Genomic DNA, 22,667 nt, shown 5'->3' with positions numbered 1-22,667 from the left:
GTCCTGACAGAAGGAGACCGACCGATGACGCATGACACCTGGAGTGAGAACCTGATGACCCTTACCCCGCGCCAGATCGACGCCTACCTTGCCCGCGTCGGGCTGCCGCGCCCGCAGGAGATCGATCTTGGCTTCCTGCGTGCCCTGCACCGCGCCCATCTGCTGACTTTCAGCTTCGAGGCGCTGGATGCCTTCATGGGCTGGCGCTCGGGTTTCACGCCCGCTGCCGCCTTTGGCAAGATGGTCGAAGGCCGCCGCGGCGGCTGGTGCTTCGAGATGAACGGTCTCTTCGGCGAGGTTCTTGCCGGGCTTGGCTACCGCGTCACCCGGCTGTGCGGCGGCGTCAACCGCGAGATCCTGGGCGATCTGGCGATCGGCAACCACCTGACGCTGCGCGTCGATCTGGACCAGCCCTGGCTGGCCGAGGTGGGCGTGGCCGATGCGATCATCGCCCCGGTTCCGCTGGTGGTCGGGCCGATCCGCCAGCGCGGCTTCGATTTCTCGATCACCCCGGCCGATGGCGGCTGGCTGCGCTTCAACAACCATGCCCGCGGCATCGCGAAGAGCTTTGACTTCCGTCCCGACCACCAGAACGAGGCGGCGCTGATCGCGGCACATGGCTGGCTGATGCAGGACCCGGCCTCGCCCTTCACCGGCGCGCTGGCGGTGCTGCGCCATACCGAGACCGGCTATGTCGCCCTGCACAATGACCGGCTGCGCCGGGTAAAAGCGACGGAAGACAGCGAACAGCGCCTGACCTCGGCCGACCAGCTTGCCGAGGTGCTGGACACGGTGTTCGATCTGGACGTGCCGCAGGTGGCGAGGGTCTGGGATCGCATCCGCGAGGTGACGCAAGCCCAGGCGGCCTGATCCGCGCATGAAAATGCCCGCGGCAGGCCCTTGACCTTGCCAGCTTGGCAAGCCCCATCTCGGCGCAACGGCACCCTTGCCGATCTGACAGGATGGAGAAAGCCATGCTCGAACTGACCCTCCCCAGCATGACCTGCGGCGGCTGCGCCCGGGGCGTGACGGCCGCGATCAAGGCGGTGGACCCGGCCGCCACGGTCGAGGCCGACCCTGCCGCCCATAAGGTGCGCGTGACGACCGGCGCCAGCCCGGAGGCGGTGAAAACGGCGCTGGCCGAGGCCGGCTTCCCGCCCGCCTGACCCGCGATACCCGCTGCAAGACCCCATGGGGCCGAAGGGAGAAACCCTTTCGGCCCCATCCTTTTACGCTCCGGCGCGCCATCTGATCGCACGGCAGTTTTGCGCCCTTGACCTTCCCATCATTGGAAGTCCCAGAAGGTGAGTCGCACGATATCTGTCCCGTCAGGAGACCAATCATGAAAGACATGTTCGCCCCGCTGCCGGACAGCGGCACTGACAGCATCGCGATCCTTGGCATGACCTGCGCCTCCTGCGTCCTGCGCGTCGAGAAGGCCATCGCGCGCGTTCCCGGCGTTGCCTCGGCGCGGGTGAACCTTGCCACGGAACGGGCGCAGATCGCCTATAGCGGCGCGCCGGTCCGCACCGCCGTGACGGCGGCGATCCGCGCCACGGGATACGAGGTCGCCCCCGAAACGCTGGAGATCGGTATCGATGGCATGACCTGCGCCTCCTGTGTCGCCCGTGTCGAACGCGGGCTCGCCGCCGTTCCAGGTGTGCTCTCGGCCAGCGTCAACCTCGCCACGGAACGGGCCACGTTGCGGCTTGCATCAGTCCAGACCGAAATCGTGCCGACCATAGAGGCCGCGATCCGCACTGCGGGCTATACGCCACGACGGATCACCTCAGCCGGGTCGGACAGAAAAGCAGAACGCGACGCCGAGACTGCAGGCCTGAAACGCGACCTGCTGATCGCGGGCGCCCTGACCCTGCCGATCTTCCTGCTGGAAATGGGCAGCCATGCCATCCCCGCTTTGCATCAATGGCTGGCCATGACTTTCGGCCAGACTCCTCTCTACCTGTTGTATTTCCTTCTTGCGACGCTGGTGCAATTCGGCCCCGGTCTGCGCTTCTACCGCAAGGGTCTCCCGGCGCTTCTGAGGGCAGCGCCAGACATGAACGCGCTGGTGATGTTGGGGTCCAGCGCTGCCTGGGCCTATTCGACTGTGGCGGTCTTCGCCTCGGACCTGCTGCCCGAAGGCACGGCGAATGTCTATTTCGAGGCTTCTGCGGTTATTGTCACGCTGATCCTGCTGGGGCGCTTCCTTGAGGCCAAGGCCAAGGGCCGCACCTCCGAAGCGATCAGCCGGTTGATGGGGCTTCAGGCCAAGACCGCCCGTGTCCAGCGCGGAGAGGCCTTCGTCGACCTTCCTCTGGAAGACGTCCGATCGGGCGACATCCTGCTGGTCCGTCCCGGTGATCGCGTGCCGGTGGATGGCACGGTCCTGTCCGGGGCATCGCATGTCGACGAAGCGATGCTCACCGGCGAACCCGTGCCAGTGAAGAAGGCCGAAGGCGCACCAGTCACCGGCGGCACGATCAACGGCACCGGCAGCTTCACCTTCCGCGCCGAAAAGGTGGGAAGCGAAATGATGTTGTCGCAGATCATCCGCATGGTGGAATCCGCACAGGGGGCGAAACTTCCGATCCAGGCGGTGGTTGATCGCGTGACCCTGTGGTTCGTGCCCGCCGTGATGCTTGCCGCCACATTGACCTTTGCGTTCTGGGCGCTCTGGGGGCCCGAACCTGCCCTGCCATTCGCGCTGGTCAATGCCGTCGCCGTCCTGATCATCGCCTGCCCCTGCGCCATGGGCCTCGCCACGCCGACCTCGATCATGGTCGGCACCGGCCGCGCCGCCGAGCTGGGCATCCTGTTCCGCAACGGCGAGGCGCTGCAATCGCTGAGCGGGGTTCAGATCGTCGCCTTGGACAAGACCGGCACGCTGACCGAGGGGAAGCCCGTCTTGACCGATCTTATCGTAGGCGAGGGTCATGACAGGGCCGAAGTGCTGGCGCTGGTTGCGGCAGCCGAAGCCGGATCGGAGCATCCGATTGCGACCGCCATCGTCACGGCGGCACGCAAGGACGGGCTGGCTTTGCCTGTCACGACGGGGTTTGAGGCACTTGCCGGCCACGGCATCCGGGCGCAAGTCGCGGGGCATCGGGTCGAGATCGGCTCCGAGCGGTTCATGCAAGACCTGGGCCTGGACCTTGCGCCCTTCTTGGCGCAGGCGGCAGCGCTTTCGATACGTGCCCGTAGCCCGCTTTACGCCGCAATCGACGGCAGGCTGGCCGCCCTGATTGCCGTGGCCGACCGCGTCAAGCCGACCACCCCTACCGCCCTTGCCGCGCTTCACCGCATGGGGATCAAGGTCGCCATGATCACGGGTGACAATGCCCGCACCGCCCAGGCCATCGCGACCGAGCTGGCCATAGACGAGGTCATCGCCGAGGTCCTCCCCGCGGGCAAGGTCGCCGCCCTCGCCAAGCTGCGGGCCGATGGTCAGCGCGTGGCCTTCGTCGGCGACGGCATCAACGACGCCCCCGCCCTGGCCGAGGCAGATGTGGGCCTTGCGGTCGGCACCGGCACCGACATCGCCATTGAAAGCGCCGATGTCGTGTTGACCGGCGGTGATCTGCGCGGGGTGGCGCGGGCGATCGGCCTGTCGCGCGCCACCCTGCGCAACATCCGCCAGAACCTGTTCTGGGCCTTTGCCTATAATGCGGCATTGATCCCGGTTGCCGCAGGTGCGCTCTATCCGCTTTGGGGCATGCTTCTGTCGCCGATGCTCGCCGCCGGAGCCATGGCGCTGTCTTCGGTGTTCGTTCTTGCCAACGCGCTCCGACTGAAGCGATTCGACGCCGCCATTCCCGCGCAGGAGGCGGCGTCCGAAGACCTGCGCCCGTCGCACCCGCAAACCGCCTGAGCCTTGCCATGACCGACAACCCCGTCGAGCGCCCCAGCACACCGGACGGCGCCTCGCCCCGATCACCCTGGTACGGCTGCGCCGTCTGGCACACGACGATGACCGGCACCGCCCGCCTGCATCCGCTTCTGGCCGCCGATCACAATCGGCGGAGCGCAGGACGGAAACTGCTTGACCTTCCAACGGTGGCAAGGCGCAGGCTGGGCCTGACCGCATGCTGGAGACCGCAACCATGAACATCGGTGAAATAGCCAAGGCCACCGGGATTTCGGCCAAGATGATCCGCTATTACGAGGAAACCGGGCTGATCCGCCCGGCCACCCGCGCGATGTCGGGGTATCGTGTCTATGGCGAGAATGACCTGCAGACGCTGGCCTTCGTGCGCCGCGCCCGCGATCTGGGCTTCACGGTCAAGCAAATCGAAGACCTTTTGGCGCTCTGGCGTGATCGCAGCCGCGCCAGTGCCGACGTGAAGGAGATCGCACTCGGCCATGTGGCCGCGCTGGAGCGCAAGATGCTGGAACTGAAAGCCATGGCCGAGACGCTGAAACATCTGGCCGCAACCTGCCATGGCGATGCACGCCCCGACTGCCCCATCCTGACAACCCTCGCCAGCCCCGAACCGCTGGAACCGGCACGCCGACCACGCCGCAAGCCGCGCGGCTTCGACCGCCTGAGCTGACCCCTTGCTTTGAAGACCGGAGAGACCTGCATGTCCACCCTGACCCGCCGCCGCTTCCTTGCCGCCTCGGCTTGCCTGCCCGCAGTCTACGCGCTGCCCCGCCGCGCCCTGGCGCAAGATGCGTCTCTGGCCTTGCACGCCACGAGCCGGACGCTCGACATCGACGGCAAGGCCGCGACCGTCTGGGGCCTGGCCGGGCCATCCGGTCAGGGGCTGATCCTTGATCCCGGCCAGCGTTTCCGGGTGGAGCTGACAAACGACCTGCCCGAGCCGACGCTGATCCACTGGCATGGCCAGATCCCTCCGAATGACCAGGACGGCGTGCCCGACATGCCGCGGCCCAAGCTGCAACCGGGCGAGGCGCGCAGCTATGATTATGACCCTCTGGCCGGCACTTACTGGATGCACGCGCATATTCCGTTGCAGGAAATGCGCCTTCTCGCCGCCCCGCTGATCGTGCGGGCGCCCGAAGATGCGGCCGCCGACCGGCAGGAAGTGGTGATGTTCCTGCACGACTTCTCGTTCAAGACGCCCGAAGAGGTGATGGCGGAAATCACCGGCGGCGCGGGCGGGCATGGCGCCATGGACCATGGGGCAATGCCGATGGAAGGTTTGGACGGCATGCAGGGCATGGACCATGGCGCTATGGGCCACGGCGGCATGACGATGGGCATGGAGGGCATGATGCCCGGCATGGATATGGGCGCCATGCCCGGCATGGCCATGGATCTGAACGACTATAACTTCGATGCCTATCTGACCAATGACCGCACGCTTTCCGACCCCGAGGTCGTTGCCGTAGAAGCAGGTGGGCGCATCCGGCTGCGAATTGTCAATGCCGCAGCGGCCACAGTGTTCTGGATTGATACCGGCGCCGCGGCGGCGCGGCTGGTCGCTGTCGATGGGCAGCCCGTGCAGCCCGTGCCCGGCACCCGCTTCGGTCTGGCCATGGCCCAGCGGCTGGACCTGGAGATCGACCTGACCGGCGCGGGCGCCTGGCCGATCCTTGCCCTGCGCGAAGGCGCCCGCGAGCGCACCGGGCTTATCCTTGCCAGCGCAGACGCCCAGGTGCCGAAGCTTGCGCCGCTCTCGGACGAGCCCGCCCCTGCCTTCGATCCCGATCTTGCGCAGGAGCGCGGGCTGGTGGCGCTTGATCCCCTGCCCGAACGCCCGGCGGACCGGACACATATGGTGATGCTGGGTGGGTCGATGCAGCCCTATCGCTGGACGATCGACGGCCGCACCTGGGAAGATCATCTGCCGCTGGCCGCCCGATCCGGCGAGCGGGTCGAGATCATGTTCCACAACATGTCGATGATGACCCATCCGATGCATCTGCATGGCCATACGTTCCAGGTGGTCGAGATCAATGGCCGCCGCTTCTCGGGCGCGCGGCGCGACACGATCCATGTTCCGCCGATGTCGATGGTGACCGTGGCGCTGGATGCGGGCGAGGCGGCGCGCTGGATGCTGCATTGCCACCATATGCCCCATCTGGAAACCGGCATGATGACCGAATTCGCGGTGTCCTGAGCTTGCACCTGGGGCGCCGCCCGCAGGCTGCCCCGGCAACCGCCGCCAGAAACCGGAGGATCCCCATGGAACACCATCATCACGCCCAGCCGCCTGCCTCTGGCCCCACGGCGACCGACCCGGTCTGCGGCATGACCGTCGCGATTTCGCCGGAGACCCGGCATGAGGACTGGCAGGGCCGGACCTTCCATTTCTGCTCGGCACGCTGTCAGGAAACCTTCCGCGCCGATCCGTATTTCTTCGCCTCGGGACGCAGCAAGACCGACCGGGCCGCGCCGAAAGCGGCGCAATGGACCTGCCCGATGCACCCGCAGATCCTGCGCGATGAGCCCGGTGCCTGCCCGATTTGCGGCATGGCGCTGGAGCCGGTCGTGCCGACCGACGGACCCAGCCCCGAACTGGCCGACTTCACCCTGAGGATGTGGGTCAGTCTTGCGGCCGCCGTGCCCTTGGTAGCACTGACGATGGGCGAGCTGGTGGGCCTGCCCCTGCGCGACTGGGTCGGCCATGCCGCCGCCCCCTGGATCGAATTCGCCCTTGCCACGCCCATCGTCCTCTGGGCCGCATCCCCCTTCTTCCGCCGAGGCTGGGACTCGATCCGCAACCGCTCGGCCAATATGTGGACGCTGATCTCGCTCGGCGTCGGCGCGGCCTTCCTCTATTCCGTCGTCGCCACTGTCGCGCCCGGCCTCTTTCCCGCAGAATACCGGATGGGTCATGGTGTCGGCACCTATTTCGAGGCCGCGGTCGTGATTGTCGCGCTGGTCTTCCTGGGGCAGGTGCTGGAACTTCGCGCCCGCGAACGTACTGGTGACGCGATCCGCGCCCTTCTTGACCTTGCCCCCAAGACCGCCCGAAGGGTCCTGCCCGATGGCACCGAATATGATGCGCCACTCGAGAACATCCTGCCAGGCGACCGCCTGCGCCTGCGCCCGGGCGATGCGGTGCCGGTCGATGCCGAAGTGATCGAGGGCACCTCATCGATCGACGAAAGCATGATCACGGGCGAGCCGCTTCCAGTGAAGAAATCTCCCGGCGTCTCGGTGACTGGCGGCACGATCAACCGCGCCGGCACGCTGATCATCGAGGCGAGGCGCGTGGGCGCGGATACGGTCCTGTCGCAGATCGTCGACATGGTGGCGCAGGCCCGCCGGTCGCGCGCGCCGATCCAGGGCCTGGCCGACCGCGTCTCGGGCGTGTTCGTGCCCACGGTTGTCGCGGTGGCCGTTCTGGCCTTTTTCGGCTGGCTTGTCTGGGGGCCGACGCCCGCCCTGGTCTTTGCCATCGCGGCGGCGGTATCGGTTCTGATCATTGCCTGCCCTTGCGCCCTTGGGCTGGCGACTCCAATTTCGATCACCACGGCCGCGGGACGCGGCGCGCGGGCGGGCGTGCTGATCAAGGATGCCGAGGCGCTGGAACGGATGGCCGCCGTCACCACGCTGATTGTGGACAAGACCGGCACGCTGACCGAGGGTCGCCCCCGACTGACCGACGTGATCGCACTGGGCGACATCGCCGAGGACGAGATCCTCTCCGTGGCGGCGGCGCTGGAGCGCGGGTCGGAACATCCCCTGGCCGAGGCGATCGTTGCCGGTGCCGAGGAGCGAGGCATCGCCCGGCGCGAGGCTTCCGAGTTCGATGCCGTCATCGGCAAAGGCGTGCAGGGCCGGGTCGAACACCGTCGGGCAGCCCTGGGCAATGCGGCGATGATGACCGGGCTGAACCTTGACCCGGCCCCGCATGAAGCGCAGGCCGATGCGCTGCGGGCCGAGGGCCGCACCGTCATGTTTGTCGCCATCGATGGCGCCCTGGCGGGGCTTGTCGCGGTCGCCGATCCGATCAAGGCGACGACCGAACAGGCGATCCGCGACCTTCACGCCGAAGGGCTGCGCATCATCATGGCGACCGGCGACACAGTGCGCACCGCTCAGGCGGTGGCCGCGCGCCTTGGCATTGATGAAGTGCGCGCCGGTGTCTTGCCCGAAGACAAGAAGGCCTTGATCGACCGCCTGCGCGCGGAAGGGGCCGTCCTCGCCATGGCGGGCGATGGCGTCAACGATGCCCCGGCCTTGGCGGCGGCGGATGTCGGCATTGCGATGGGAACCGGCGCCGATGTCGCGGTTGAAAGCGCGGGCATCACGCTCCTGGGCGGCGACCTGACCGGCGTAGTGCGGGCAAGGCGCCTTGCGCGCGCGACCCTGGCCAATATCCGCCAGAACCTGTTCTTCGCCTTTGCCTATAACGCCGCCGGCGTCCCCATCGCAGCCGGGTTGCTCTATCCGCCGACGGGCACGCTTCTATCGCCAATGATCGCAGCGGCGGCGATGAGCCTGTCCTCGGTTTCGGTGATTGCCAATGCCCTTCGGCTTGGGCGCGTAAGGTTGTAGCGGCCGCAACCCGCTGTCCTGACCGTGACCAGCCATGCCTCCGGGTCCGATAGCGCGGGCCTGGACCAATCACTGCGACGATATGCAGGCACGGCAGGGCGCTGCGCGATACACTGAGGAAGTTCGCCAGGCAGGCGTAATTTCGGGAAATGGTCGGAGCGAGAGGATTCGAACCTCCGACCCCCTGCTCCCGAAGCAGGTGCGCTACCAGGCTGCGCTACGCTCCGACCGTGGCGGGGGGGATAGCGTCCGGCGCAGGCTTTGGCAAGGGGGGTGGCGCCGCGCGAGACGATTCATTTGCGCCTTGGCCAAAGGCCCAGGCGCAGGATCGGCCCGGCATCCAGCCGCCAGCGGTTCTGCGACACCGGCTGGTTCTGGGAAACCTGCGGCCGCCCCTCGCGCAGCACGATGTAGAGGCCAGACCCGACGATTACGGCCGCCCCGACTCCTGTCCACAGGTCGATGCTTTCGCTGAAGAACAGCCAGCCGTAGAAGGCCGCCCAGAGAAGTTGGGAATATTGCATCGGCGCCGCCACTACGGCGGGCGCGGCGCGATAGGCCGCGATCAGCAAGAGGCCCGCCACGACCGAAAACGCCGCGACAAGCGCGTTCAGCGCCAGATGCTCGAACGGCATCGGCACATAGTACCATGGCATCAAAAGCGCCATGCCCAGCACTTGCAGCATCATCGGATAGAGCATCAGCACGACCGATCGCTCATTCGCGCCGATCTTGCGCACGATGATCGAGCTGGTCGCTCCGGCCAGCGCCCCTCCCAAAGCCGCCAGATGCCCAAGCGACAGTGGCGCCGAGCCGGGGCGCAGCACGATCAGCACACCGATCATCCCCACCAATACAGCAAGGCCACGGCGCAGGCCCACTTTCTCGCCCAGCATCGGGATCGACAGAAGCGTGATCAGCATCGGCGTGGCGAAGAGAATGGCATAGGTCTGGGCCATCGGCAGTTGCGAGAAGGCAAAGAAGCCGAAGACAAGCGCGCCGAGCGAGGCAAAGCTGCGCAGCGCCGACCACCAGGGATGGCGCGGGATCAGATTTCCGTCGGTCTTGTCCTGCATCAAGAGCAGCGTGATCAGAGGAAAGCTGAACAGGCCGACGAAGAAGACGATCTGGAAGGCGCTGTAATGCGCGCCCAAGGTCTTCACCACCACGTCATGCGTGGAATAGACCCCGAAAGCCGCCAGAGCGAGAAGGGCGCCGCGCAGGGCTGGAGACATGGTTCAGATCCATCGAAATCAAGCGGCGCGCCGGGCGCCCGTTGACGCATTCAGTCTTGCCGCAAGCCCGTTCATCCCGCAAGCGCGCGGCCCTTGCGCAGGCGGTCAGGCTCCGCCCTGCACGGTCAGCGGCGGCGTGGCATCCGCCTTTTTCGGCGCCGGTTCCGACTTGGCCGCCACGACGATACCGGCCGCCGCCACCAGCACCATGCCGATCATCAGCCTTGGCCCGATCTCCTCGCCGAAGAGGAGCGAGCCCAGAAGCGCGGCCCAGGCGATCTGAGAATATTGCATCGGGGCCACCACGATGGCAGGCGCGCGGCGATAGGCGGCGATGATCAGCAGGATGCCGGCGATCAGCGCCACGGCCATGAAGGCGGTGATGCCCATATGCGCGGCGCTCATCGGCACATAGACAAAGGGCATGGCGGCGGCGGTCACGAAGAACAGGACCAGCAAGGGCCAGACCAGCAGAACCGCCGTGCGCTCGACCGCGCCGGTCATGCGCACGATGCAATAGTTCATCGCGCCGACCAGCGAGCCGATCAACGCCGCGACATGGCCCCAACCCAAGGCGGTCTGCGACGGGTCCAGCGCCACGATCACCCCAGCAAGACCCATCAGAACCGCCAGCCCGCGGGTCAGGTCGATCTTCTCACCCAGCATCGGAACCGCCAGCACGGCGATGAACAGGGGCATGGTGAAGAAGATCGCATAGGCCTCGGCCAGGGGCAGCAGCGTAAAGGCCCAGACGCCCAGGATGAAGTTCACCAGTGTGCCAACCACCCGCAGAGCCATCATGCCCGGGCGGCGCGGCAAAAGTGAGCCCTGGGTCGGGTCAACGAGGACGTATAGCAGCAAAAGCGGCATGCACATCGCGCCAGCCGCAAAGATGATCTGAAGGGGATGGTAGCCCTCGCCCAGGAACTTGGCCGAGGCATCGTAGCAGGCATAGGCGCCGAATGCCGCAAGGCCAAGGCCGGCGCCGGCGAGGTTCTGGGATCGGCGCGACATCTGCGGCGGGCTTTCAACGGTTGCAACGCCAGAAGCCATAAATGCAGCGGGTCGGGCGCGCTGTGCCGCGCCCGACCCGGTTTGCAGATGCGCGACATGACCGCGCGTATTTACTGATTAAAGGGCGGCGTTCAGCGCCGCGACCACCGCATCGCCCATCGCGGCGGTGCTGATCGGCGTGCCGCCATCGGGACCCATCAGATCGGCGGTGCGCAGGCCGTCGGCCAGCACTTTTTCGACCGCCTTTTCCACCCGCGTCGCATCATCGCCCAGGTTGAACGAATAGCGCAGCGCCATGGCGAAGCTCAGGATACAGGCGATCGGGTTGGCCTTGCCCTGACCGGCGATATCGGGGGCCGAGCCGTGGACGGGCTCATACAGCGCCTTGGGACGGCCATTCTCCATCGGCGCGCCGAGGCTGGCCGAGGGCAACATGCCAAGGCTGCCGGTCAGCATCGCGGCCAGGTCGGACAGCAGGTCGCCGAAGAGGTTGTCGGTGACGATCACGTCGAACTGCTTGGGCCAGCGGGTAAGTTGCATGGCGCCCGCATCGGCATACATGTGCGACAGCTCGACATCCGGATATTCGGCGTCGTGGATTTCCTGCACCACGTCGCGCCACAGAACACCCGATTCCATGACATTCGCCTTCTCCATCGAGCAGACCTTGTTGCCGCGCTTGCGGGCCAGTTCAAAGGCCGAGCGCGCCACACGGGCGATTTCGCTTTCGGTATAGCGCTGGGTGTTGATGCCGATGCGCTCATTGCCTTCCTTGAAGACGCCGCGCGGCTCTCCGAAATAGACGCCCGAGGTCAGTTCGCGCACGATCATGATGTCGAGCCCGGCAACCACGTCCTTTTTGAGCGAGGAGAAATCGGCCAGAGCATCGAAGCACTGGGCCGGGCGCAGGTTGGCGTAGAGGTCCATCTCCTTGCGCAAGCGCAGGAGGCCGCGCTCGGGCTTCACCGAGAAGTCGAGCTTGTCGTATTTCGGGCCGCCCACCGCGCCCAGCAGAACGGCGTCCACTTCCTGCGCCTTGGCCATGGTGGCGTCGGTCAGCGGCGTGCCGTGGGCGTCATAGGCGCAGCCGCCCACCAGATCCTCCGAGACGTCGAAGGTGACGCCGCGCTTCTCGCCCATCCAGGCAATGATCTTCTTCACTTCGGCCATGACTTCCGGGCCGATGCCGTCGCCGGCGAGGATGAGAAGGGAAGGATTGGCCATGGGATGGGGCTCCGCCGCGAGGGAAAAGGGTCGCGGCTGGCCTACCCAATGGGCCAAGGCGGGTCAAGAGCGGCGCCGGCCAGAAAGTCCGGGCTGTCCCACGGTGAGACAAAATGAAAACAAATATGAATCAACATCTTGAGTTCCGAGTTTTACCTTTCGTTAAGCATTGCACCCCATCGCGCCTGAAATTCCAATCGCGGCCAGGTCAGCCGACGGCCTTTACCCGGCCCGGGCGAGGCAGCGGGCCAGGGCTGCCCATTGGCGCGGCAGGACGGATCACCCGGCCGGATCGATGACCGCCCAGACCGGGAAATGACGCGAGGCGGCGGAAAGCGCAGCCGCCTCGGGCGTGCCTTGGGGCGCGCGCATCACGCCAGAGGACAGTACCGTGACCCCGGCAGAGGGAAGAAGAAGCTCGACCCGCAGCCCGCCGGTCTGGGGGAAGACCGCCGTGTCCAGCGCCGCATCGCCCTTTTGCCCACGATCGGGCGGCGGCGCGAAAGGCGCGCGGGGGGCCGGGTCCTGCAACTGCGGACTGGCGAGCAGCGCGTCCACCGCATCGCGCCGCCCCTCGCCATCTTCCGGGTCTAGATTGGCGGTGCCCAGCAGCACAAAGGGGCCCTCGGGTGGCGCGAGACCGGGCAGGCGCCGCTCCAGCAGCGCCAGCCAGAACGCCGTCTCGTCATGGTTGCGGCGGCCATTGCGGTCTTCAGGACCGTCAAAGACCGGCGGCGTGGCGTGCCAAGCCAGCAGTGTCAGGATTTTGCCATCGGACAGCAGCACCGGCACCTGCCAATGGCCCGTGGAGGACAGGCGCTGCACGGCCTTGGCCTCGGCGCTCATGGCAGGCGGCAGAAGCGCACCGGGCAGGTCACGCCAGAGGAAGGCAGAATGGTCGGTCACGCCTGGATCGATGGGCAGGCGCGAGAGCAGAAGCATGCCGCCCTGCCCCGAAAACTGTCCCCAGCCCTGCGCATCGCCCGGCCCGCCCAGCTGACCGTCGCCGTCCAGATCCAGCCCAACCTGCCAGCCCGTGTTCGGGCGCAGGGCAAAGCGATGCGGAGAATCGGCACCCAGCACCGCCAGCCGGTCGGACAGAAGCTCGGCGGCGATCAGCTCGCGGTCATAATCGACCCCCGTCAGCAGCAGGATATCGGCATCGAGCGTCGCCAGCACGTGCAGGACCGCCAGAACCTGAGCGTCCTTGCCGCTTGCGATGTCGCGCGCGAGAAGCCCCGGCCCCGCGCGTGACAGTTCAACATTCCAGATGGCGAGTTTCACAGGCTGGGCCTGTGCAGCCCCGGCCAGAACGAGCAGACAAAGAAGCGGTGCTATCAGCCAGTCGGCGCAAGGGATCAGGCTGTCGCCAGATCTGCCCCGCCCGACGGTGTTGCATTGGCCTCGCGCTTCGCACGGATCATGGTGGCGATCCGCGCCATGGCCACGCCACGCATCAGCAGGCTTGCGGGAAGAAAGGCCCATGCTGCCATCGTCCAGATCAGCGTCTGCGGCGAGGTCAGCGTCAGAGGCTCGAATCCGATCGAGGCCAGGCTGACCACAGCCGGGATCAGGAATGGCAGCAGAAAGCCTAACGAAAGGTTAACCCGTGCATCGCGTTCGAGCCGCTCAACCACATCGCCGCCTGCCGTCGGTTCGAAGGTGGGCAGGTTGACCCAGACGTTGAAAGCCTGATTGCGCGCAGGCCAGCCCTTGAGTTTCAGGACAAGGACGAAGAAGGCCAGCGCCAGCAGCGACAGGATATAGGCCGTACCCGCAGCAGTGCGCACAGCCAGCATCTGCGTGGGCGACGCGCCTTCCGCCATCATCATCGTGGCGAGGCGCACCGGCGAATAGGGAAAGTCCATCGCATGGCCGACCAGCATGCCGACCGCCTCGAACAGCCGGTTCGTGGCCGTGGGTTCGCCTTTGGCCGCGGCGATGACCGACAGGGTGAAGACGATGACGAAGAGCATCAGAAAGCGGATGCGGTTGAAAGGCTGGGCGTCGCGGAACTCGACCAGGCTTGGATAGGCGGCGTTGTATTCGGCAAAGGTCAGCGCGCCGCCGAACAGGGCGATCAGCGCGACCATCTGCTTGGTATCTGCCCCCACCCCCGGCAAAAGCACCGAGGGCGTGACCACAAGCACCATGACTAGGAAGGCGCGTGTCAGCGCGCCGGTCAACCGTGTGACCACTGCCCGTATATCCTCGACCTGGACGAGCGCGATACGTGGCCGCGCCCTTGTTCCAACGATTTGCCGCACATTGTGGCGGATTGCCCCAATCTTGCCCAATTTGTGCCTTCTTTCCCGCAACCCAGCAACAGCTTCATAGAGTTAACGGGGCAGTCGTGGCGCTTTCGGGGCGCAGGTGTTGCAGGATTGAATCAAACTCGGGGAGTCTTGGGGGCCAAAAAAAGGCACATCAAAGGCGCGCCGCAAGATACTGTGGTCACGGGCTTTTTCGACACAATCGCCTTATGCGTGTGTCGGATCAGCCGCCAATTGAGGCAAAACCACTCGACAGATCATGGCTAAATTACGGCGGGAACAGGCCAAGATCAGGGAAATTCACGGGGAATCGGGCAGGCTGCGCCGCAATTGACGGCAGGAATCGGGCCTTCACGTGATGCTCCTGGCTAGAAATGCAGAATGCGGCGGACCCAGCCCGCCGCATCCGCGAAATGCCCAGGCGCGTCAGGCCCAGGGGTGTTGAGCCGCATTCTTCTTTTCGAAGGCGTCGATGGCGCCGGATTTCTCCATGGTCAGGCCAATGTCGTCGAGCCCGTTCAGCAGGCAATGCTTCTTGAAAGCATCGACTTCGAAGGTGAAGACCTGTCCATCCGACGAGGTCACGGTCTGCGCGTCAAGATCCACCGTCATGCGCGCATTCTCGCCGCGCTCGGCATCCTTCATCAGTGCCTCGACCGCGGCGGGGGGAAGCACGACCGGCAGGATGCCATTCTTGAAGCAGTTGTTGTAGAAGATGTCGGCAAAGCTCGTCGAGATCACGCAGCGGATGCCGAAATCCAGAAGTGCCCAGGGCGCGTGTTCGCGCGAAGAGCCGCAGCCGAAATTGTCGCCCGCGACGATGATCTGGGCCTTGCGATATTGCGGCTTGTTCAGGACGAATTCGGCGATCTCCTTGCCGTCCTGGGTATAGCGCATCTCGTCGAACAGATTCACGCCCAGCCCCGACCGCTTGATGGTTTTGAGGAACTGCTTGGGAATGATCATGTCAGTGTCGATATTGACCAGCGGCATGGGGGCCGCGATGCCGGTCAGGGTGGTGAACTTGTCCATGGCTTTCAGCTCTGTACTTCGGGGTTTCGTTCAAGGATGAGCGGGGCGCCGGGTGTGGCTGTGGCCACATAGCCCTGCGCAAGGAAACGGCTGGCAAGGTCGGATTTGAGCGCGTGAACGCGCCGCCCGGCCTCAAGGATCACCAGGTTGGGCCGCGCCGCAAGGACGGCTTCGGCCAGCTCTGCCGCGACAAATGCCCCAACCTGTACCACGCGGAACGCGTCTGGCAGCGCGTCCAGCACCGCCAGCGCCGAGGCGGCACTGGCCATGGGCTGGATATGCAGGCCGGGATTGACCGAGACATGGCGCAGAACCGGACGCGCCGCCTCTTCGGTCTCGGCCAGGACCGTGACGCACGAGTCCGGGGCCGCCGCGCAAGCGCAGACCATCGTGACCAGACCGGCGCCGGGCGCAAGATCGGCCATGGCCAGGGTCTTGCCCGCCACAAGGCCGCGCAGCGCCTCGATCGCCTCGTCGCGCAGGTCTTCGCCCCGCGCGATCAGGCAATGGGCATAGTCCGTGTCTGGCGCAAGACGCAGGGTCGCGCCATGCCAGTCGACCGTTGTTTCGAAGGCGGCGGTCTGCGAGTTGAAGCCCGCATCGCGCAGCCGCGCCGCGCCACCGAACACCGCCGCACGCTTGGCCTCGCGCCAGAGATTGGCCTTGGTCAAGGCCGAGGCGGCGGCCAGCACGCGCTTTTCCGGGCCATAGGTGCAGGCCACACGGAAGAACCGCTCAAGCCCGGCCTCGCCTTCGGTGCGGTGCAGGTCCTGCAACGTGGCCAGAAGCGTCAGGTTGGTCGTCTGCCCCCCCTTCGCGGCCAGACGGCCCGAATAGGTGCCGCCCGCATCGTCGGACAGGCGACGGTCAAGGTGACGCCGCCAGGTGTCATAGACGCCGCCATGGAAATGCAGCAACCGCATCGCTGCGGTTTCTTCATGCGGCGCGCGGTCGTGGTTCAGGAACGGGCCATGCACGGCCAGCGCCATGCCGGCAATGCCGGTGCGGACAAAGAACTTGCCGGCCTGATGGCTGAGCATCCCCTGCGCCAGGCAATGCTCGAAGGGCGCATAGGCCTCGCGCGCAAGGCGGCTGCCTTTGCGCCCGCGCGGCAGCACACCGCGATAGTAATGCTCGGGCGCATCGCCGATGCCGCCGCCCGGCGTGGCCAGCGCCTCGAACGGGGCCAGGCGGACAACATCTGCCGCCGCACCCGCCAAGAGCGCCGCGACCGGGCGATCAGCGGCAATGAATTCATCGGCGTCGATATGGATGATCCAGTCGGCACGGGTCATCTGATAGCCCTGCGCGGCGTGGATTTTTTGCCGCGCCGGCAGGCCCGGCGGATGCTTGCCGCGCGCGGCCACGAAAGCCGCATCGCAGCGGATCGCGCGGACTTGGGGCAGATGCTCGACCCGCTCGATCACAGGATCGTCGGGATCATCGAAAAAGATGATGATCTCGGACGCGCCCAGAAGCAGGTGATGGGCGATGAAATCCATCACCACCTCGGGGCTTTCCTTCATGGTGCTGACTGTGGCCCAGCTTGGCGCACGCGCCATCTCGGGCAGGTTGGCGGCGGTCTGCCGGGGCAACGCCCCCTCTTCGATCGGCCGCACTGCCTGCGCCAAAGCCATGCCTACCTCCCCAAAGCCGCGCTGACGCGGACCGTCCCGGAGCAACAATGCCCCGGGGCAGTTTCCGCACCGGAAACGGTTTCGGCAAGGCGGAAGGCGCGGATCATGCGCCCGCCATGACCTCGCGGACATCGGTCAGATGGCCGGTGATCGCCGCCGCCGCCGCCATCGCGGGCGACATCAGGTGGGTGCGGCCGCCCCGGCCCTGACGGCCTTCGAAATTGCGGTTCGAGGTCGCGGCGCAGCGTTCGCCGGGCGAAAGCTGGTCGGGGTTCATGGCAAGGCACATCGAACAGCCCGCCAGGCGCCATTCGAAACCGGCGTCGATGAAGATCTGGGCCAGACCTTCCTCTTCCGCCTGAGCGCGGACGAGGCCCGAGCCGGGCACGACCATGGCGCGCATGCCATCCTTGATCTTCTTGCCCTTCAGGATCGCCGCCGCGGCGCGCAGATCCTCGATCCGGCCATTGGTGCAAGAGCCGATGAAGACCGTGTCGATCTTGATATCGGTCAACTTCATGCCCGGGGTCAGGCCCATATAGTCCAGCGAGCGCTGCGCGGCCTCGACCTTGCCGCCGGTGAAGTCGCCGGGCGCGGGAACGGTGCCGGTGATCGGCAGCACGTCCTCGGGGCTGGTGCCCCAGGTGACGACGGGGGCAATATCCTCGCCCTTCAGCGTCACGACCTTGTCGAAATGCGCGCCTTCGTCTGTGAAGAGCGTCTTCCAATAGGCCAGCGCGGCTTCCCATTTGGCGCCTTTGGGCGCATGCGGGCGGCCCATGACATAGGCGAAGGTCTTTTCATCCGGTGCGATCAGGCCAGCGCGGGCGCCGCCTTCGATCGCCATGTTGCAGACGGTCATCCGGCCTTCCATGGAAAGCTCGCGAATGGCCTGGCCGCAATATTCGATGACATAGCCGGTGCCGCCTGCCGTGCCGGTGGCGCCGATGACGGAAAGGGTGATGTCCTTGGCGGTCACGCCGGGGCGCAGCGACCCGGTGATCTCAACCTTCATGTTCTTGGATTTCTTCTGGATCAGCGTCTGGGTGGCCAGAACGTGTTCCACCTCGGATGTGCCGATCCCATGCGCCAGCGCACCGAAAGCGCCATGGGTGGCGGTGTGGCTGTCACCGCAGACCACGGTCATCCCCGGCAGGGTCCAGCCCTGTTCCGGCCCGACGATATGGACGATGCCCTGGCGGATGTCCGACACGGGATAATAGTTGATCCCGAAATCCTTGGCGTTCTTGTCCAGCGCCTCGACCTGGATGCGGCTGTCCTCGGTCATCGTGGCGGCATTGGCGCGGTCGAGCGTCGTCGGAACGTTATGGTCGGGCACGGCGATTGTCTTTTCCGGCGCGCGCACCTTGCGGCCCGCCATGCGCAGCCCTTCAAAGGCCTGCGGGCTGGTGACTTCATGCACCAGATGGCGGTCGATATAGAGAATGCAGGTGCCGTCTTCCGACCTGTCGACGACATGGTCGTCCCAGATCTTGTCATAGAGCGTGCGGGGAGCGGTCATGGCTCACGTCCTTGGGCTTGCTGTTGGGAAAGGGCGCGCGAAAGGGGTGGGGCCGCCCGCGCAGGCGGCGCGCCGTCAGGCAAGACGGGCGAGGATCGTCCGGGTCATGCCGAAGAAGCGCGCGGGCAGGCGCGCGTGATCGGTGATGTTGAAATAGATGAACCCGTCCATGGCCAAAGGATTTACGCCTTGTCCGGCAGGTTTGCAACTGTCGCGGCAGGGGGGCCTTAGCCCATGAAGGCTTGGCGGATCAGGTTCAGGCCGCTGGCGACCAGCAAGGCCTGGGTCCAGCGCCGGAAGCGCACCTGATCCAACCTGTCCTGCACCCGGTAGCCCAGCGCCATGCCCAGCATCGCGGCGGGCACCAGGATGGCCGAGAACCACAGCCTTTCGCCCTGCATCAGCCCCGTGCCGAGATGCGCGGCCAGAAGCGCGATGGCGCCGATCAGGAAGACGACGCCCTGCGCGCGCACCGCCTGGATCTTCGGCGCGTTGATCGACAGAAGATAGACCAGCAGCGGCGGCCCCCAAATGCCCGAGACGCCGCCGTAAAGCCCGCCGATCACCCCCAGCACCCATTCGGCGCGCGCCCGGTGTTCCAGCTTCAGCGCCAGCGGCAGGCCGAGAAGCTGCGCCCCGGCAAAGAGCGTCACTGGCACGCCCAGCAGCAGCAGATAGCCCATGCGCGGGATCAGCCAGAACAGCTGGGCCGAGAGCAGGATGAACACCACCGTGCCGATCAGGAAGCGGCGATAGTCGCGCGCCGTCTCCATTGCGGGAGCCCAGCCCTGCCGGAAGGCCTGGCTGATATTCGTGACCAGTGTGGGCAGAATCAACCCTGCCAGAGCCACATCGGCGGGCAGGAAGGCCGAAAAGGCCGAGACCATGATCAGCGGCATGGCAAAGCCCACGGCGCCCTTGACGAAGCCCGCGAAGACCACGATCGCCAGAGCCAGCCCGACCTGCCACAGCGTCAGCGTGACGAAGAGTGAATCCATGCCCGCCCCCTTTGGCACCGCCGCCCTTGTGACAGGCCCTGACGTCGGACGAAAGCGCAAAGGCCGCGCCTCCGACGATTGACCCCGCGCGTCGGCCATGTTTGCCTGCCGCAATTGCGAACCGGACACGCCATGACCCTTGCCGTTCTGCTGCGCCGCGCATTTGCCCGATTTGCCATTCTGGCGCTGCTGGCGGGCGTTCCGGCCAGCCCGCTGGGGGCCGAACCCGCCCCGGTCACGGCCAGCCCCGGCATCTCGATCCTGTCCTATGGCGTCTACTGCCCGCCCCGCGTATCGGGGCAGATGGACGCGCCCGAGACCGAAAGCGGCAGCGTCAACCTCCTTGCCGACCTGCCGCGGATCGCCCGGAACGGCCAGGAGGTTCCGGCAGTTCTGGGCCTGGCCTTCGGTCTTGTCTACCTCAGCGATCGCGACCTTGGGGTGGTGCGGTTCCAAGCGCTGCGACCCGGCCGGGAAACGCCGGAAATCTATTACGGCTCTGTCACGGCGGGCGAAAACGGCACTCAGGGTTTCACCTTCGAGACGCCGTCCGAACTGGAAGCCGGGCGCTGGCGATTCGAGAGCTGGTCAGGCGACACATTGCTTTATCGGGTCGAGTTCGACGTGCTGCCCGCCGATGCCCTGCCCGGTCTGGCCCAGCTTTGCGGGCTGACCTCATAGCCCTGGGCCGCACAACCGCGAATTGCGGCAGCAATGTGGCGGATCGCGCGCGCCCTGGCGATGGTCTGTTTCCACTTGGCGGCAGGGTTGCGGGTTTCTTCCGTTGAAAAGCGGCTCTCGCCATGTTTTTATCCCTATATGCGCCATGTTTTTGCCCAGTTTCGCCCCGCCCTTCGTGCCCCCCTTCTTGCAGGGCTTTTGTCTCTTTCCGCTCTGTCTCCGGCCTTGGCCGGTGCAGGCGCCGAGCCGGTGCTTCCCGCCGCCGTGCCGCAGATCGCCCGGCTCGAGGTCGGCGTCTTCTGCGCCTGGCAGCAGATGGACCGCGCCCCTGCCCCGGATACGGCAAATGGCTGGATCCATGTGCCTGTGGATGAGGTCACCTTCCAATGGCCAGACCGCCAGGTCGTGCCAGCGGTGATCGGCATGGGCTTTGGCCTGCGCGCCACTGCCGCTCCCGGCTTTGAGACCGCGGCTGGCGAAGTGCGGGTCTATCGGCCCGGCCGCAGCACGCCCGAAACCTGGGCCTCGGATGTTTCGGATTTCGGGCCGACGCTGGCCTTCTTCCGCTTTGACACCCAGGACGAACTTGTTCCCGGCCGCTGGGTGTTCGAAGGTTGGGATCGCGACCAGCTTCTCTATCGCGCCGAGTTCGAGGTCGTTCTGCCTTCGGCCCTGCCGGGCATGGCGGGCGCCTGCGACGCCACCTCGTAACAGGGGCGGATTTCCCTGCGACATATTACGTCGCAATGCGCGCCACGAACGAAATGATATTGCGCTGCGGTCGCGAAGGCGGTAGGCCTCGCAGGTGCAGAATGGCGAGTCGGTCCAGGCTGCGACTGTTGTCCCCGCCCAAGACCGGAGCGCCGATATGCCCCATGATGGCCAGCCCCTTCCCCCCGCCGCGCCGCTGCTGCCCGGTCTGACCGGCCTTGCCGCCGCGACCCTGCCCGAAATAGAGGCGCTGTTCGTTGACGCGCGCGAGGGGTTGCGCAGGCAGGTGACCCGGGGCGGCAAGATCTCGGCTGCGGCGCTGGAGGAAAACCAGTTCACGGCCCATGCGCTGTCCTGGCTTGCCACCTATGTCGAAGCCCTGCGCCAGTTGCGCGCCTGGGCCCTGCGGCTGGAAGAGATGGGCAGCTTTGGCGAAATGGAGGCGCTGATCCTTCAGATCGGCTTCGGCGAGTATCTGAACCAGATCGCGGGTGGCATTCCGATGAGCCAGGGCGAGATCGCCCGGCTGGCCGATCTTGGCCTGAACTGGACCCCGGGCAAGGAAGCCCAGGCGCTGATGGCGGGCGGCAACACGCCCGCCGCCCGCGATCGTCTGGTCGCGCTGATGCAGGACAATCACGGCCGCGCCACTTTTGGCGCCACGGGCCTGGACGAAGAATTGGAGATGATCCGCGAGCAGTTCCGCCGCTACGCGGATGAAAAGGTGATCCCGGTCGCGCATGACTGGCACCTCAAGGACGAGCTGATCCCGATGGAGGTCATCTCGGACCTGGCCGAGATGGGCGTCTTCGGCCTGACCATCCCCGAGGAATTCGGCGGCTTCGGCCTGTCGAAAGCCTCGATGGTCGTCGTCTCCGAGGAATTGTCGCGCGGCTATATCGGCGTCGGATCGCTGGGCACACGGTCGGAAATCGCGGCGGAACTGATCCTGACCGGCGGCACGCCGGAACAGAAGGCGCAGTGGCTGCCCAAGCTGGCCTCGGGGGAGATCCTGCCCACGGCCGTCTTCACCGAGCCGAACACCGGATCGGATCTTGGATCGCTGCGCACCCGCGCCGTCCGCACCGAGGATGGCTGGGAAGTCACCGGCAACAAGACCTGGATCACCCATGCCGCCCGCACCCATGTGATGACGCTGCTGGCGCGGACCGACCCTGACACCACCGACTGGCGCGGGTTGTCGATGTTCCTGGCGGAAAAGACCCCCGGCACCGACGAAGCCCCCTTCCCGACGCCGGGTATGACCGGCGGCGAGATCGAGGTTCTGGGCTATCGCGGCATGAAGGAATACGAACTGGCCTTCGACCGGTTCAAGGTGAAGGCGGAGAACCTGCTGGGCGGCCAGCCCGGCCAGGGCTTCAAGCAGTTGATGCAGACCTTTGAAAGCGCCCGCATCCAGACCGGCGCCCGCGCGATCGGCGTTGCGCAATCGGCGCTGGAAGCCGGGATGCAATATGCGCTGGAGCGCAAGCAGTTCGGCCGCCCGCTGATCGCCTTCCCGCGCATCGCGGGCAAGCTGGCCATGATGGCAGTCGAGGTGATGATCGCCCGCCAGCTGACCTATTTCAGCGCCTGGCAGAAGGACCATGACAAGCGCTGCGATCTTGAGGCCGGGATGGCGAAACTGCTGGGCGCCCGCGTGGCCTGGGCGGCGGCGGACAATGCGTTGCAGATCCATGGCGGCAACGGTTTCGCGCTGGAATACCGCATCAGCCGCATCCTCTGTGACGCCCGCATCCTGAACATCTTCGAGGGCGCCGCTGAAATTCAGGCCCAGGTGATCGCGCGGCGCCTGCTGGACTGAAAGAGCGGGGGTTGCGCCTCGTGGAAAGTGCCGCGGCTCTGC

The 22,667-nt window shown here is 66.1% G+C and carries 18 protein-coding genes and 1 tRNA gene; 9 read left to right on the top strand and 10 right to left on the bottom strand.

All coding sequences use genetic code 11. The features are described from left to right. The first annotated feature begins 24 nt into the window (after positions 1-24). The 6 genes from ACED67_RS06665 to ACED67_RS06640 all read left to right on the top strand — a co-directional run bounded on the left by ACED67_RS06665 (position 25) and on the right by ACED67_RS06640 (position 8,473). Positions 25-870: an arylamine N-acetyltransferase family protein gene (locus ACED67_RS06665; protein ID WP_395540796.1), complete on the top strand. Its 846-nt coding sequence runs from the start codon at positions 25-27 to the stop codon at positions 868-870. A gap of 104 nt (positions 871-974) precedes the next feature. Next, positions 975-1,166 (top strand): heavy-metal-associated domain-containing protein, encoded by a 192-nt coding sequence (locus tag ACED67_RS06660; RefSeq protein ID WP_395540795.1) that lies wholly within the window; start codon positions 975-977, stop codon positions 1,164-1,166. Positions 1,167-1,342: 176 nt separating this feature from the next. Further along, entirely contained in the window at positions 1,343-3,871 is a 2,529-nt protein-coding gene (locus ACED67_RS06655; RefSeq protein ID WP_395540794.1) for a heavy metal translocating P-type ATPase, read from the top strand. A 232-nt stretch (positions 3,872-4,103) separates the two neighbouring features. Then, the gene (cueR, locus tag ACED67_RS06650; RefSeq protein WP_395540793.1) at positions 4,104-4,553 is read left to right on the top strand and encodes a Cu(I)-responsive transcriptional regulator; all 450 of its coding nucleotides are present in this window, start codon (positions 4,104-4,106) and stop codon (positions 4,551-4,553) included. A gap of 30 nt (positions 4,554-4,583) precedes the next feature. Then, positions 4,584-6,086: a multicopper oxidase family protein gene (locus tag ACED67_RS06645; protein WP_395540792.1), complete on the top strand. Its 1,503-nt coding sequence runs from the start codon at positions 4,584-4,586 to the stop codon at positions 6,084-6,086. A 65-nt stretch (positions 6,087-6,151) separates the two neighbouring features. Beyond that, positions 6,152-8,473, top strand: a complete 2,322-nt coding sequence (locus ACED67_RS06640; RefSeq protein ID WP_395540791.1) for a heavy metal translocating P-type ATPase — start codon at positions 6,152-6,154, stop codon at positions 8,471-8,473. Between the two features lie 150 nt (positions 8,474-8,623). Here ACED67_RS06640 and ACED67_RS06635 read toward each other — a convergent pair. From ACED67_RS06635 to ACED67_RS06590, 10 genes are all read right to left on the bottom strand, one after another. Next, positions 8,624-8,700, bottom strand: a tRNA-Pro gene (locus ACED67_RS06635). Between the two features lie 66 nt (positions 8,701-8,766). Continuing rightward, positions 8,767-9,708 carry a DMT family transporter gene (locus ACED67_RS06630; protein ID WP_395540790.1) on the bottom strand — a complete coding sequence of 314 codons (942 nt, stop codon included), beginning with the start codon at positions 9,706-9,708 and terminating at the stop codon, positions 8,767-8,769. A gap of 105 nt (positions 9,709-9,813) precedes the next feature. Further along, positions 9,814-10,722: a DMT family transporter gene (locus ACED67_RS06625; RefSeq protein WP_395540789.1), complete on the bottom strand. Its 909-nt coding sequence runs from the start codon at positions 10,720-10,722 to the stop codon at positions 9,814-9,816. Between the two features lie 117 nt (positions 10,723-10,839). Beyond that, complete coding sequence (gene leuB, locus ACED67_RS06620) at positions 10,840-11,946, bottom strand: 3-isopropylmalate dehydrogenase (RefSeq protein ID WP_395540788.1); 1,107 nt, start codon at positions 11,944-11,946, stop codon at positions 10,840-10,842. Positions 11,947-12,225: 279 nt separating this feature from the next. Beyond that, complete coding sequence (locus ACED67_RS06615; protein ID WP_395540787.1) at positions 12,226-13,230, bottom strand: endonuclease/exonuclease/phosphatase family protein; 1,005 nt, start codon at positions 13,228-13,230, stop codon at positions 12,226-12,228. A 74-nt stretch (positions 13,231-13,304) separates the two neighbouring features. Then, the gene (locus ACED67_RS06610) at positions 13,305-14,144 is read right to left on the bottom strand and encodes a hypothetical protein (RefSeq protein ID WP_395540786.1); all 840 of its coding nucleotides are present in this window, start codon (positions 14,142-14,144) and stop codon (positions 13,305-13,307) included. 501 nt (positions 14,145-14,645) lie between these two features. Continuing rightward, positions 14,646-15,251: a 3-isopropylmalate dehydratase small subunit gene (gene leuD, locus ACED67_RS06605; protein WP_395540785.1), complete on the bottom strand. Its 606-nt coding sequence runs from the start codon at positions 15,249-15,251 to the stop codon at positions 14,646-14,648. A gap of 5 nt (positions 15,252-15,256) precedes the next feature. Further along, entirely contained in the window at positions 15,257-16,888 is a 1,632-nt protein-coding gene (locus ACED67_RS06600; protein WP_395540784.1) for a glycosyltransferase family 2 protein, read from the bottom strand. 103 nt (positions 16,889-16,991) lie between these two features. Then, a complete protein-coding gene (gene leuC / locus ACED67_RS06595; protein ID WP_395540783.1) occupies positions 16,992-18,410 on the bottom strand; it encodes a 3-isopropylmalate dehydratase large subunit in 1,419 nt (472 codons plus the stop codon). Positions 18,411-18,637: 227 nt separating this feature from the next. Beyond that, positions 18,638-19,408, bottom strand: a complete 771-nt coding sequence (locus tag ACED67_RS06590; RefSeq protein ID WP_395540782.1) for a sulfite exporter TauE/SafE family protein — start codon at positions 19,406-19,408, stop codon at positions 18,638-18,640. A gap of 132 nt (positions 19,409-19,540) precedes the next feature. On the opposite strand from ACED67_RS06590, the gene ACED67_RS06585 reads away from it, so the two are divergent. From ACED67_RS06585 to ACED67_RS06575, 3 genes are all read left to right on the top strand, one after another. Beyond that, positions 19,541-20,089: a DUF3859 domain-containing protein gene (locus ACED67_RS06585; RefSeq protein ID WP_395540781.1), complete on the top strand. Its 549-nt coding sequence runs from the start codon at positions 19,541-19,543 to the stop codon at positions 20,087-20,089. A 249-nt stretch (positions 20,090-20,338) separates the two neighbouring features. Continuing rightward, positions 20,339-20,800 carry a hypothetical protein gene (locus ACED67_RS06580; RefSeq protein WP_395540780.1) on the top strand — a complete coding sequence of 154 codons (462 nt, stop codon included), beginning with the start codon at positions 20,339-20,341 and terminating at the stop codon, positions 20,798-20,800. 157 nt (positions 20,801-20,957) lie between these two features. Further along, complete coding sequence (locus ACED67_RS06575; RefSeq protein WP_395540779.1) at positions 20,958-22,625, top strand: acyl-CoA dehydrogenase family protein; 1,668 nt, start codon at positions 20,958-20,960, stop codon at positions 22,623-22,625. Positions 22,626-22,667: the final 42 nt, after the last annotated feature.

The organism is Neotabrizicola paludis (assembly GCF_044142105.1).
Taxonomy (GTDB): Bacteria; Pseudomonadota; Alphaproteobacteria; order Rhodobacterales; family Rhodobacteraceae; genus Pseudogemmobacter.
This window is presented reverse-complemented; position numbering and strand designations above follow the sequence as displayed.

What these genes read in the sequence shown, in the direction of transcription:
- ACED67_RS06665 (WP_395540796.1), top strand. Translation starts at nt 25, where the DNA reads ATGACGCATGACACCTGGAGTGAGAACCTGATGACCCTTACCCCGCGC.
- ACED67_RS06660 (WP_395540795.1), top strand. Translation starts at nt 975, where the DNA reads ATGCTCGAACTGACCCTCCCCAGCATGACCTGCGGCGGCTGCGCCCGG.
- ACED67_RS06655 (WP_395540794.1), top strand. Translation starts at nt 1,343, where the DNA reads ATGAAAGACATGTTCGCCCCGCTGCCGGACAGCGGCACTGACAGCATC.
- cueR (WP_395540793.1), top strand. Translation starts at nt 4,104, where the DNA reads ATGAACATCGGTGAAATAGCCAAGGCCACCGGGATTTCGGCCAAGATG.
- ACED67_RS06645 (WP_395540792.1), top strand. Translation starts at nt 4,584, where the DNA reads ATGTCCACCCTGACCCGCCGCCGCTTCCTTGCCGCCTCGGCTTGCCTG.
- ACED67_RS06640 (WP_395540791.1), top strand. Translation starts at nt 6,152, where the DNA reads ATGGAACACCATCATCACGCCCAGCCGCCTGCCTCTGGCCCCACGGCG.
- ACED67_RS06630 (WP_395540790.1), bottom strand. Translation starts at nt 9,708, where the DNA reads ATGTCTCCAGCCCTGCGCGGCGCCCTTCTCGCTCTGGCGGCTTTCGGG.
- ACED67_RS06625 (WP_395540789.1), bottom strand. Translation starts at nt 10,722, where the DNA reads ATGTCGCGCCGATCCCAGAACCTCGCCGGCGCCGGCCTTGGCCTTGCG.
- leuB (WP_395540788.1), bottom strand. Translation starts at nt 11,946, where the DNA reads ATGGCCAATCCTTCCCTTCTCATCCTCGCCGGCGACGGCATCGGCCCG.
- leuD (WP_395540785.1), bottom strand. Translation starts at nt 15,251, where the DNA reads ATGGACAAGTTCACCACCCTGACCGGCATCGCGGCCCCCATGCCGCTG.
- ACED67_RS06600 (WP_395540784.1), bottom strand. Translation starts at nt 16,888, where the DNA reads ATGGCTTTGGCGCAGGCAGTGCGGCCGATCGAAGAGGGGGCGTTGCCC.
- leuC (WP_395540783.1), bottom strand. Translation starts at nt 18,410, where the DNA reads ATGACCGCTCCCCGCACGCTCTATGACAAGATCTGGGACGACCATGTC.
- ACED67_RS06590 (WP_395540782.1), bottom strand. Translation starts at nt 19,408, where the DNA reads ATGGATTCACTCTTCGTCACGCTGACGCTGTGGCAGGTCGGGCTGGCT.
- ACED67_RS06585 (WP_395540781.1), top strand. Translation starts at nt 19,541, where the DNA reads ATGACCCTTGCCGTTCTGCTGCGCCGCGCATTTGCCCGATTTGCCATT.
- ACED67_RS06575 (WP_395540779.1), top strand. Translation starts at nt 20,958, where the DNA reads ATGCCCCATGATGGCCAGCCCCTTCCCCCCGCCGCGCCGCTGCTGCCC.